At 67.0% G+C, this 14,103-nt stretch carries 2 protein-coding genes (1 of these 2 cut by a window edge); both read right to left on the reverse strand.

What is annotated here, in order from left to right:
* Positions 1 to 8,989: the 5' portion of a non-ribosomal peptide synthase/polyketide synthase gene (locus ACFWCF_RS25030; protein WP_378567476.1), read on the reverse strand. It extends 20,681 nt beyond the left edge of the window; the window shows 8,989 of its 29,670 coding nt (coding positions 1–8,989); the start codon lies at positions 8,987 to 8,989; the stop codon falls past the left edge of the window.
* Positions 8,990 to 9,126: 137 nt separating this feature from the next.
* Positions 9,127 to 14,103 (reverse strand): amino acid adenylation domain-containing protein (locus ACFWCF_RS25035; RefSeq protein ID WP_378567479.1); only part of this gene is annotated, 4,977 nt, incomplete at its 5' end.

The raw sequence follows: 14,103 nt of genomic DNA on the forward strand, positions 1-14,103 counted from the left end.
GAATCTCACGCTGCCACAGCGCGTAGTCCGCGTACTGCACCGGCAGCGGCTCCCACCCGGGAGCCTCCCCCTGTGAGCGGGCTGCGTATGCGCGCATGAGATCGCGAGTCAGCGGACCGACCGACGCTCCGTCAGCCGACACGTGGTGAACCACGAGCGCCAGGATATGTTCGTCCTCGCGCACCCGGAAAATACGGACGGCAAGCGGCACTTGTTGCGTCACATCGAATGTGGTGGACATGAACGAGATGATCGCGGGCTCGATCTCCTCGTCGCTCACGTCCTGGATCGCGAGATCCGGCTCCACCTGATCCAACGGGAGCACAACCTGATGCGGACCGTCCGCCGAGTCCGGATATACCGTACGCAGCGATTCGTGCCGGGCGATCACATCGCGCGCAGCGGCCTGGAGCGCCGCGACGTCGAGGTCGCCGACGAGGCGCACCGCGATCGGAATGTTGTCGACCGCCGACGATGCGGGATCGAACTGGTTGAGGAACCAGTAGCGTCGCTGCGCCGGCGACAACGGGATCTGTGCGGGGCGATCGTCCGCCACCAGCGGGCGTCGGGGGCCGGCAGCCGCGCCGTGCTCCAATCGAGCTGCGAAAGAGTCCACCGAGGATGCCTCGAACAGCAGACGCAGCGGCACCGTCGAGTCGAGTGCCGCACCGATCCGCGACACAACTTGCGTCGCGATGAGCGAGTTGCCGCCGAGACCGAAGAAGTCGTCATCGAGGCCGACGCGATCGAGACCGAGCACCTCGGCGAACACGCTTGCGACGATCTCTTCGATCGCCGTCGTGGGCGCCCTGAACTTCTTGACCTCGAACACCGGGTCCGGAAGGGCCTTGCGGTCCAGCTTGCCGGACGCACCGAGCGGCAGAGCATCGAGCACGATGTACGTCGCGGGCACCATGTATGCGGGTAGGAGCGACGACAGTTCCCGGCCGACCGCGCCATCGTCGAAGGTGTGCCCGGAGGCTGGCACGACATACGCGACGAGCTGATCCTGACGGACCAGCACGACCGCCTGGTCGACGTCGTCCCGTTCGAGTAGCGCCGACTCGATCTCACCGAGTTCGATGCGCAGACCGCGCAGCTTGACCTGGAAATCGGTGCGGCCGATGTACTCGAGTTCGCCGTCGACCTGCCACCTGACGAGGTCGCCCGTACGGTACAGCCGTTGCCCCGGTCCGAACGGCGAAGCGACGAACCGCTCGGAAGTGAGGTCGGCGCGGCGGACGTAGCCGCGGGCCAATTGGACGCCCGACAGATACAGCTCACCTGCGACGCCCAGCGGAGCAGGCCGCAGTCGGTCGTCGAGGACGAACACCTTCGTGTTCCACACGGGGGCACCGATCGGCACCGCCACGGCGTCCGCATCGGTCACCTCGTGGTACGTCACGTCGACGGCGGCCTCGGTGGGGCCGTACAGGTTGTGGATCCCCACGGTGGGCAGTGCCGCCCGGACCCGGGCGGCGAGCGCGGCCGGAAGCGCCTCACCGGACGCGAAGAGATACCGCAGCTCCGACAGTTCCGCCACCGCCGGTTCGGCCGCGAACACCGCGAGCATCGACGGCACGAAGTGCGCCACCGACACCGACTTCTCACGCATCGTCGTCACCAGGTATCGCGGATCGCGATGGCCGTCGGGTACTGCAATGAGCAGACGTGCGCCGATCTGCAAGGGCCAGAAGAACTCCCACACCGACACATCGAATGTGAACGGAGTTTTCTGGAACACCACATCGGCGGGTGTGAGGTCGTATTCGCCCTGCATCCAGCGCAGGCGGTTCACAATGGCCTCGTGGGTGACGGCCACACCCTTCGGGCGGCCGGTCGACCCTGACGTGAAGATCACGTAGGCGGTATCGGATGCCCGCAACGACGCGGTACGTTCCGAATCCACGAGCGGCCCGGACGCCTCCGCCGAGAGATCGACCGCATCGATCGACAAGACGGGGACAGAGCTCATCTGCCCCGAGACTTCGACACCGTCGCGCTCGGCGGTCAGCACCACGACGGGCGCTGCGGTCTCGAGGATGTAGGCATTGCGGTCGGCGGGCTGATCGGGGTCGAGTGGCACATATGCACCACCGGCCTCGACGATCGCGTACATGCCGACCAGCAGGTCGATCGAGCGCCGAATTGCCAGCCCCACATGGGTTTCCGGACCCACACCGAGCCCGATCAGATGGCGCGCGAGACGATGGACGCGGTCGGCGAACTGCGCGTAGGTCAGCGACTCGCCCTCGAACTCGAGTGCGACCGCGTCCGGCGCGCGGAGCACCTGGGCCTCGAACAGATCGACCAGGGTCGACGAGGTGTCCGACGCCCGGTCGGTGTCGTTCCACTCCTCGACCATCCGCGTGCGCTCGTCGGCGTCGAGCAGGTCGGCGTCGCCGACCGCAACAGATGAATCGGTGACCACGGCGTCGAGGACCCGCACGAACCGGTCGGCGAAACCGGTGATGGTCGATTCGTCGAACAGGTCGGTCGCGTAGGTCAGGCCCACACGGTAGGCTGTGCGCTCAGATTCGGCGGTCTCGGTGACGACGAACTGAAGATCGAATTTGGCTGTGGTGGTGTCGATGTCGACACCCGACACTGCGAGCGCCGGGAGTTCGACGCTGTCGGCCGCGAGGTTCTGGAACGAGAGCATCACCTGGAACAACGGATGACGCGCGGTCGAACGCTCCGGATTCAGCACCTCCACAAGACGCTCGAACGGCACATCCGCATGCCCGAACGCATCCAGATCACCGCCGCGAACCCGAGACAGCACCTCGTCGAACGACTCACCGCCGTCGACACGGGTCCGCAACACCAACGTGTTGACGAACATGCCCACCACATCGTCGAGCGCAGCCTCACCACGACCCGCAACCGGAGTACCGATCGCCACATCGTCGGTACCCGCCAACCGAGAAAGCAACACCGACAACGCAGCATGCACCACCATGAACGGTGTCGCGGCGCGCTCACGGGCGAGCCGCAGGATTCCGTCGTGGATGCGTGTGTCGACGGTGAACTCGTACTGGGCACCACCGTTGGTGGCAACACCGGGACGCGGGCGGTCCGCCGGCAGATCCAGCTGCTCCGGGATCCCTGCCAGCGCGTCGCGCCAGAACGCCACCTGCGCCGAGATCACCGAGTCCGGATCGTCCTCCGAACCCAGCACCTCCCGCTGCCACAGCGCGTAATCCGCGTACTGCACCGGCAACGGCTCCCACGCGGGCGACTCGCCCGCAGCCCGCGATGCGTAGGCCGTGACGACGTCGCGCGTCAACGGACCCATCGAAAAGCCGTCGGCCGCAATGTGATGCACTACCAGGACCAGTACGTGCTCGGACGGAGAGAGCTCGAACAGTCGGGCCCTGAACGGTGCTGTCTCCGACACGTCGAAGCCCGCCGAGATCAACAAGGGCACCTGCGTCACCAGGTCGGACTCCGCGATCGTCACCGGCGACAGATCGGGAGCGACCTCGGACACCGGTAACACCCGCTGATAGCCGACACCATCGACATCCGGATACACCGTACGCAACGACTCGTGCCGACCCAGCACATCCGACACCGCAGCCTGCAACGCCGCCACATCCAACGACCCCGACAACCGGATCGCCACCGGAATGTTGTTCACCGCGGAATCCGGCTCGAACCTGTTGAGGAACCACATCCGCTGCTGCGCCAACGACAACGGCACCCGCTCCGGACGAACCTGAGCCACCAGCGGCGCACGCCCGTCACCCCCGGCCTGCTCGACGCGGGCCGCCAGGTCTTCGACACCGGACGCTTCGAACAATGCGCGAACCGGCACGGTGGTTCCCAGTGCCGCGCCGAGGCGGGCCACCACCTGGGTGGCGATCAGTGAGTTACCACCGAGTGCGAAGAAGTCGTCGTCGAGGCCCACGCGGTCGATATCGAGCACGGCCGCGAACACCCCCGCGACGATCTCTTCGATCGGGGTCGTGGGAGCGCGGAACCTGCGGCTTTCGAATGCGGGCTCGGGGAGTGCCTTGCGGTCGATCTTGCCGGAACTACCGAACGGCATGGCATCGAGCACCACGAAGGTCGTCGGGACCATGTATGCGGGCAACGCCGAGGACAGGGCCTCGTGTACGGCCGACCTGTCGAACGTGTCTCCCTGAGCGGGAACGACATACGCGACGAGTTGCTCGTGCCGCACCTCGACTGCTGCGTGGGTCACGTGCGCGTGTTCGAGGAGCGCCGACTCGACCTCGCCGAGTTCGACGCGCAGACCGCGGAGTTTGACCTGGAAGTCGCTGCGGCCCAAATATTCGAGTTCACCGGCGGGTGTCCACCGGACGAGGTCACCGGTCCGGTAGACGCGCGCGCCCGTCTCGAACGGCGAGGCCACGAAGCGCTCGGCCGTCAGCTCCGGCCGTCCGAAGTAACCGCGAGCAACCTGGATGCCCGACAGATACAGCTCACCCACTACACCTGTGGGGACGGGTGCGAGGCGCTCGTCGAGGACGTAGGCGCCGGTGTTCCACACCGGCGAGCCCATCGGCACGGATCCTGCGGTGAGGGCTCCCACGGGCCTCGCGGTGGCGTGCACGGTCGCCTCTGTGGGTCCGTACAGGTTGTGCAGTTCCGCATCGCTGACGCGCGCGAACTGCTCGGCGATCGACACGGGGAAGGCTTCACCTGCCACGAGGACGAGGCGGAGGGAGACACATTCCTCGGCGGAGACGGCACCGGCGAACACCGCGAGCATCGACGGCACGAACGAAGTCGCCGTCACTGCCCGATCACGGATCACGGATCCGAGGTAGGCGGGGTCGCGGTGGCCGTCAGGGGTGGCGATCACGAGGCGGGCGCCGACGGCCGGCGCACCGAACAGTTCCCACACCGACACGTCGAACGTGAACGGCGTCTTCTGCAGGACGACGTCGGCCGGGCCGAGGTCGTATTCGGAAGTCAGCCACAGCACCTGGTTGACCGCGGAGGCATGCGAGACCGCGACGCCCTTCGGCCGACCCGTCGACCCGGACGTGAACAACACATACGCCGCATTCGACGACCGCAACGGCGACACACGATCCACATCAGTCACCGACGCATCGGAGAATCCCGACACGTCGAGGGAATCCAACTCGATCACCGGGACCGACACGCCCTCGACAACGAACCCGTCACGAGCAGTCGTCACCACCACAACGGGCGCAGCGGTGGCCAGAATGTATCCATTGCGATCCGCAGGCTGATCCGGATCCACCGGCACATACGCACCACCGGCCTTGACGATCGCGTACATCCCGACCAACAGATCCAACGAACGACGCACCGCCAGACCCACCGTCGACTCCGGCCCCACACCCACCGAAATCAAATGACGCGCAACCCGATTCACACGAGAATCGAACTCCGCATACGTCAGCGACTGCCCCTCGAACTCGAGCGCCACCGCATCCGGCGTCCGACGCACCTGCGCCTCGAACAGAGCGACCAACGTCAACGACGACTCGACCTCGTGCGCAGTATCGTTCCACCGCTCGAGCACCAGAGACCGCTCATCGGCATCGAGCAGATCGATATCACCGACTCGCACCTGCCGGTCCGCGACTACCGTCTCGAGCACCCGCACGAAACGATCGGCGAAGGTCGTCATGGTCGATGCATCGAACAGGTCGGTCGCATAGGTCAGGTCGACGAGGTAGCCCTCGGCGGCGTTGTCCGACACGGTGACCTGCAGGTCGAATTTGGCTACCGCGGCGTCGGTCTCGAGCGCCGACACGGTGAGCTCCGGGAGTTCGAGCGAGTCGGAGTCGAGGTTCTGGAACGCGAGCATCACCTGGAACAACGGATGACGCGCCGTCGAACGCTCCGGATTCAGCACCTCCACAAGACGCTCGAACGGCACATCCGCATGCCCGAACGCATCCAGATCACCGCCACGAACCCGAGAAAGCACCTCGTCGAACGACTCACCGCCGTCGACACGGGTCCGCAACACCAACGTGTTGACGAACATGCCGATCACATCGTCGAGCGCAGCCTCACCACGACCCGCAACCGGAGTACCGATCGCCACGTCGTCGGTACCCGCCAACCGTGCCAGCAACACCGACAACGCCGCATGCACGACCATGAAGTCGGTGGTTCCGGTGCGACGCGCCAGGTCGGCGACGTGTGCACGGAGGTCGGATCCGATCGTGAACTGCTGTGCCGCACCGCGGTACGACTCCACCGACGGTCGAGGACGGTCGGATGGTAGATCCAGCTGCTCCGGGATCCCCGCCAGCGCATCGCGCCAGAACGCCACCTGCGACGAGATCACCGAGTCCGGATCGTCCTCCGAACCCAGCACCTCCCGCTGCCACAGCGAATAATCCGCGTACTGCACCGGCAACGGCTCCCACGCAGGCACACTGCCCGCAGCACGGGATGCGTAGGCCGTGACGACGTCGCGCGTCAACGGACCCATCGAGAAGCCGTCGGCCGCAATGTGATGCAACACCAGGACGAGGACGTGTTCGGTGTCGGACAGCTCGAGCAACTGCACTCGGACCGGCACCGACGAGGTGACGTCGAATCCCGCCGATACGAGCGCGGTGATCTCCTCGACGACATCCGACCGGTCGACCTCGACGGGCAACAGATCGGGAGCGACCTCGGACACCGGCAACACCCGCTGATAGCCGACACCATCGACATCCGGATACACCGTACGCAACGACTCGTGCCGACCCAGCACATCCGACACCGCAGCCTGCAACGCCGCCACATCCAACGACCCCGACAACCGGATCGCCACCGGAATGTTGTTCACCGCGGAATCCGGCTCGAACCTGTTGAGGAACCACATCCGCTGCTGCGCCAACGACAACGGCACCCGCTCCGGACGAACCTGAGCCACCAGCGGCGCACGCCCGTCACCCCCGGCGGCTATCGCCGTGTCGATGAGGGACGACAGTTCGGCCGCGGTGGGCGCGTCGAAGAATTCGCGGACGTCGATGCGGACCTTGTGGTCGGCATTGATGCGCGCCACCACGCGGGTCGCACTCAGCGAGTTACCACCGAGCTCGAAGAAATCATCGTCGACACCGAACTGCTCCACCCCGAGCACCTGCTCGAACGCCGCGACAACGGCGTGTTCCGTGGGTGTGCTCGGCGCCCGGTATTCGCGTGCGAGAGAACTGAAGTCGGGCTCGGGGAGTGCCCTGCGATCGAGCTTGCCGCTTGCGCCGATCGGGAATTCGTCCATCTCGACGAACAGCGACGGCACCATGTAGTCGGGCAGCCGGTGACGCACAGCGTCGGCCAGCTCCGTCCGCTCGATCTGCCTGCCGTCGGTGACGAGATAGGCCACGAGATGATCGCCGAGTCCGGGATCGGAATGCACGACCACGACGGACTGCCGCACACCCGGATGATCGAGCAGCGCAGACTCGATCTCGCCGAGTTCGATGCGCAGGCCGCGCAGTTTGACCTGGAAGTCGGTGCGGCCGATGTACACGAGGCGGCCGGCGTCGTCGAGTTCGACGAGGTCGCCGGTGCGGTACATCCGGTCGCCGGGTTCACCGAAGGGGTCGGCGACGAACCGGTCGGACGTGAGGTCGGGGCGCCGCAGGTAACCGCGCGCGAGCTGGACGCCGGCGAGATACAGCTCTCCCTCGACACCGGCGGGGACGGGCCTCAGTCCTTCGTCGAGCACGTACAGTCCGGTATCGGCCACCGCCTCACCGATCGGGACGACGGTGTTGCCTGCGGCGGTCGCGAAGTAGGTGACGTCCACGGCCGCCTCGGTCGGGCCGTAGAGGTTGTGCAGACCGGCGGAGCTGATCTCGTAGAAGCGGGCAACCGTCTGCGGAGGCAGGGCTTCACCGGACGCGAAGACGTAGCGCAGGGTGCTCACCGCTGCGGCGGTGGGTTCGGCGAGGTAGACCGCGAGCATCGACGGCACGAAGTGCGCGATGGTCACTCCCCGGTCGATCATCGTCCGGGCGAGGTAGGCGGGGTCGCGGTGCCCGTCGGGGACCGCAATGGTCAGGGTCGCGCCCACCTGCAGGGGCCAGAAGAACTCCCACACCGACACGTCGAACGTGAACGGCGTCTTCTGCAGCACGACGTCGTCGGCGCGCATCGCATATTCGGACTGACGCCATGCGATATTCGCGGTGATGGCTCGGTGCTCCACTGCGACGCCCTTCGGGCGGCCGGTCGAACCCGAGGTGAAAATGACGTAGGCGAGGTGAGCGGCGGTCAGTGGACCGGTGCGCTCGTCCTCGCCGATCGGGTCGTCGGCGTATCCCGACACATCGACGGTGTCGATCGCCACGACCGGCACGGTACCGGGCAGATCGACGGCGTCACGTTCGGTGGTGACCACCGCGACCGGTTCGGCCGTGTCGAGCACGTACTCGCTGCGGTCGGCGGGATGATCCGGATCCAGGGGGACGTACGCGCCGCCGGCCTTGACGATGGCGTACATGCCGATGAGCAGGTCCAAGGAACGGCGGATCGAGAGGCCGACTCGCGCGTCCGGTCCGACGCCGAGCCCGATGAGGTGACGTGCGAGGCGGTTGACGCGTGCGTCGAACTCGCGGTAGGTGAGGGTCTCCCCCTCGAATTCGAGTGCGGTGCTGTCGGGGGTAGCCGCGACCTGCGCGTCGAAGCGGGCGACGAGGGTATTCGGGTCCGCGGTCGCGGGGACGAGAGCCTCGTCTCCGAGCACCTCGGACGAGTCGGTGAGCAGGGTGTCGACGACCGCGGGGAGGCCATCGCCGCCGAGCAGGCCGGGTGCGACGTTGGACAGTACGACGGGAAGGAGTGCGTCGAAGCCGAGAACGCCACCCATCGCGGCGTCGAGAGTGGTGATCTCCTCCTGCAACCGGGCGTACGTGAGGTGCGTGTCACCGTCGGAGAGAGCGATGCGGTCGGGCTCGATGTCCACAACTGCGGCGAGCAACCGAGGAAGGTCCTCGATTGTCAGTGCCGGCTTGCCCGCCATACCACCCGTCATGTACGTCATCCTCCTGAAATTGCTTACGTCCGGCGTATCCCCGCACGCGCCGCAGCCCGATACCACCGGCGACGGTACGGCCCCCGGTGTTCGAACGACAGTCGATCCTCCATTATCCCGAACCAACCCGCAGCGGACTAATCCCCGTCCGCGACGGCTTCGGCGGCGGCGATCACGTTGCGGATCAGTTGAGCGAAGCCATCGGCACCCAGTTGAGGCAGCATTCCCGGGACGAGCCCGTTGAGCACGACCGACACCAAGGCCTCCGCAGTGAGTGCGCCGCCCGTCGTCGATGCCATCGTCTCCAGACGCTGCGCGAACTCTCCGAATGTGACGTCGCGGTCGCCGTGATCGAACGCGACGGCATCGGGGGCGACCGCGGCCGCACGGGCGGCGAGGTCCGGCAGGTCCGCCACGGTGCGAGCCTTCCGTGGTCGAGCTGCTCGCGCGCGTTCGTCCTCGCTTCGCAGATCGATGGAGCGCAGCACGACCTGCGGATCATCGGTCACGGCGTCGAGGACGCGGAGGAACCGTTCGATGAACACCTCGATCGTGCTGCGATCGAACAGCGCGGTCGCGTAGGTGAAGGTCACGTCCATCTCGTCGAGGAGGCCGGCAGCGGAGAACCGTTCGACGACGGTGCACTGCAGATCGAACTTCGCCTGGTCCGCACCGGTCTCGAGCGGCTGGACCGCCAGCCCCGGAAGTTCGAGTGTGCCGGTGTCGATGTTCTGGAAGGTGAGCATCACCTGGAACAGCGGGGTGTGCGCGCTCGTGCGGCGCACCCCCAGCGAATCCACGAGTCGCTCGAACGGGACATCGGCGTTGCCGAATGCCGCCAGGTCCTTCTCCTTCGCCTGCCCGAGCAGGTCGGAGAACGTCGAGCCTCCCGCGACCCGGGTGCGCAGCACGAGGGTGTTGACGAACATGCCCACGAGGTCGTCGAGTGCCTCTTCCCCGCGGCCGGCGGTCGGGGTGCCCACCGTGATGTCCTCGGATCCGGACAGTCGCGACAGCAGCACCGCGAACGCGGCGTGCATCACCATGAATACGGTGACGCCCTGATCACGCGCGGTCTTCTCGACCCGCTGGGCGAGCGACTCACCGAGCCCGAACACGACGGATTCACCGTTGGTCGACTGTCGCGCCGGGCGCGGCCGATCGGTGGGCAGCGCGAGCATTTCGGGTACTCCGGCGAGCTCGTCGGTCCAGTAGGCGAGCTGGCGTGCCAGTTCGCTGTCCGGATCGGCGGCGTCACCGAGCACCGACGACTGCCACAGCGTGTAGTCGGCGTACTGAACGTCCAGCGGGGCCCAGTCCGGCGTCGTACCTTCGACACGCGCCAGGTACGCGACCATCACGTCGCGGATCAGTGGGCGCATCGAATAGCCGTCGGCGCTGATGTGGTGGGCGACAACTGCGAGCACATGCTCGGTGGTATCGGCGAGCACATGCTCGGTGGTATCGGCGACCCGGAACAGTGCGACCCGCACCGGCGGGATCTGTGCGGTGACGTCGAACCCGGTGCCGAGCACCTCGGTCAGCCGTCCGACGAGGTCGGCGGCGGACACCTCGATTGCTTCGAGATCGGACGTTGCCTCCGCAACGGGCAGCACGACCTGGATCGGACCGTCCTCGGTGTCGGGGTACACCGTGCGCAGCACCTCGTGCCGGGCGACGACGTCGGCGACCGCAGCACGGAGCGCGTCCGTGTCGAGGGCACCGGTGAGCCGCACCGCGACCGGGATGTTGTAGACACCGGAATCCGGATCGACCTGGTTGAGGGTCCACATGCGCTGCTGTGCCAGCGACAGCGGAATCCGATCGGGTCGGAGGCCCGCCACGAGCGCAGCACGGGCACCGCGTCCGACTGACGGCTGGATGTGCGCCGCGAGTGCCACGATCGTCGATGCCTCGAACACGGTGCGCACCGCGACACGGGTGTCGAGTGCCGCACCGAGTCGGGCCGACAGCTGCGTCGCGAGCAACGAGTTGCCGCCCAGTTCGAAGAAGTCGTCGTCGAGACCGACCCGTTCGATGCCGAGCAGTTCCGCCACGGTCGCCGCGACGATCTCCTCGACCGGAGTTGTGGGTGCCCGGAAGGTGCCCGCGTCGAGTTCCGGTTCGGGCAGTGCCGCCCGATCGAGCTTGCCGTTGGTGTTGAGCGGCAGGGCGTCGAGGACGACGAACGCCGACGGCACCATGTACGACGGCAACCGTTCGCCGAGCTGCACTCTGAGCGTGTCGATGTCGACATCCTCGCCCGACGGTACGACGTACGCGACGAGGCGGTCACCGACGTGGGCGTCGCTGCGGACGAGTACCGCGACGTCGCGCACCGTGTCGCGCTCGCGCAGGACCGCTTCGATCTCGCCGAGTTCGATGCGGTAACCGCGAACCTTGACCTGGAAGTCGGCGCGCTCGAGGTATTCGAGGTGGCCTTCACGGTTCCAGCGCACGATGTCGCCGGTGCGGTACATCCGCCCGCGGCCGAACGGGTCGGCGACGAATCGGTCCGCGGTGAGGTCGGCGCGGTCGTGGTAACCGCGGGCGAGCTGGGCGCCCGCGAGGTACAGCTCGCCGGCCACGCCCGGCGGGACCGGCCGCAGGCGACCGTCGAGCACGTACACAGCGGTGTTCCACTCGGGCACACCGATGGGGACAGCGGCGGTGTCGTCGTCGCCCACCTCGTGGACGGTGACGGACACGGCGGCTTCGGTCGGGCCGTACAGGTTGAACAGGGCCGCACTGTTCGACGCGCGGAACTGCTGTGCGACCGGCGCCGGCAGTGCCTCGCCGATGGCGAGCACCCGCCGCAACAACTGCGACACTTCACCGTTCGCGACGGTCATGAGCATCGACAGCATCGACGGCACGGTGTGCAGGGTCGTCACGTGCTGCTCACGCAGCAGGGTCAGCAGGTGGTCGGGGTCACGGTGACCGTCGGCGGTTGCGACGACAAGACGCGCCCCCGAGGTCAGGGCAGACCAGAACTCCCACACCGACAGGTCGAACGTGGCGATGGTCTTGAGCAGCACCGCGTCGTCCGGTCCGAGGTCGAACGCGGCGCGTTTCCACTCGAGCTGGTTGACGATCGCAGCATGCGGTACCGCGACGCCCTTGGGCCGACCGGTCGACCCCGACGTGAAGATCACGTAGGCGGTGTTGTGTGCGCGCAGCGGGGCCGTGCGGTCGCGGTCGGTGATCGGCGCGTCGGACAGATTCGACAGGTCGAGATCGTCGAGCACGACCTCGGCCACACCGGGATACTCGATCCTGTCGGCCGTCGTGGTGATCACCGCCGCGGGTGCAGCGGTACCGAGGATGTACTCGTTGCGTTCCGACGGCTGGTCCGGGTCGACGGGCACGTAGGCGGCGCCGGCCTTGGCGATCGCATACATGCCGATCAGCAACTCGGGTGAGCGGCGAACGGCGAGTGCGACGCGGTTCTCCGGCCCGACGCCGAGCCCGATCAGGTGCCGGGCGAGACGGTTGACGGCCGTATCGAATTCCGCGTACGTCCACTGTGCGCCCTCGTACACGAGCGCCACCGCGTCGCCGTCGCGTTCGACCTGCTCGTCGAACAGGTCGACGAGCGTGCGCGTCCCGTCGACGTCGTGATCGGTGTCGTTCCACGTGGTGAGCACGTCGTCGCGCTCGCCGGGGAGCAGCACCGCATGATCACCGACCGGCACTGTGGGGGCCTGCAGGACGGCACCGAGAAGCTGTTCGAACCTCGCAGCGACACCGCGGGCGGTGTCGTCGTCGAACAGATCGGTGGCGTACGTGAGGATCGCGTCGATACCGGCGGGTGCACCGTCGTCGTCGTAGCGGTCGGCGACGATCAGGTGCAGGTCGAACTGGGCGGTTCCACCTTCGAGATCGAGCGGAGACACCTCGAGTCCGGGCAGTTGCAGTTCGGTTCCGGCCTGGTTCTGGAACGAGAAACCGACCTGGAACAGCGGATGGCGGGCCGTCGAACGCGCCGGGTTGAGCACCTCGACGAGTCGTTCGAACGGCACGTCGGCGTGAGCGAATGCCTGCAGATCCGTCTCGCGAGCCGCTGCGAGCAGATCGGCGAACGTGGCCTCTGCGGATACGTCGAGCCGGAGCACGAGGGTGTTGACGAACATGCCGATGATGTCTTCGACGGCCTGCTCGTTTCGGCCCGCGATCGGGGTGCCCACCGCGATGTCCGAGGTTCCGGACAGTCGCGCGAGCAGCGCCGCGAAGGCCGCGTGCACCGCCATGAACACGGTTGCATTGTGGCTACGGGCGAGGTCTCGGAGCCCGGCGTGGACATCGGAGCCGATGACGAACTCGACGCGATCACCGCGGAAGGTCTGTTGCGCCGGCCGCGGACGGTCGAGCGGCAGATCCAGCTGGTCGGGCAGATCGGCGAGCGCCTCGCGCCAGTATCCGAGTTGCTGTGCCGCAATCGATTCCGTGTCGTCCTCGGAGCCGAGCACCTCACGCTGCCACAGCGCGTAGTCGGCGTACTGCACCTGCAGCCGCGGCCACACCGGATCGGTACCGGAGGTGTGCGCCGCGTAGGCGGTGACGAGGTCGCGCACGAGCGGAACCATCGACGAGCCGTCTGCGCTGATGTGGTGCACCACGACCACGAGCACATGCTCGTCGTCGGCCACTCGCAGCAGCTGCATGAGCATCGGCACTTCGGCCGTCACGTCGAAGGTCGTCGCGGCGATCGCCCGAAGGCGCGTCTCGAGGTCTCCCGCGTCGATGTTCATCGGAGTGAGATCGACGGACATCTGGGAAGCGGGGAGGATCCTCTGCACGGGACCGTCGCCGGTCTCGGGATACTCGGTGCGCAGCGTTTCGTGCCGCGCCACCAGGTCGGCGACTGCGGACTGCAGCGCTGCGGCGTCGAGTTCGCCGGTCAACCGCAACGCAAACGGAATGTTGTACGCCGTCGATTCCGGATCGAACCGATTCAAGAACCACATCCGCTGCTGCGCAGGCGACAACGGCACCCGCGCCGGGCGCGACCGCGCCTCGAGCGGAACCCGGCCACCACGACCCGACTCCTGCTCCACCCGCGCCGCCAACGCCGACACCGTCGACGCCTCGAACAACGCCCGCACCGGAACCTG

The sequence above is a fragment of the Rhodococcus sp. NPDC060090 genome, from assembly GCF_042729855.1.
Lineage (GTDB): Bacteria > Actinomycetota > Actinomycetes > Mycobacteriales > Mycobacteriaceae > Rhodococcus.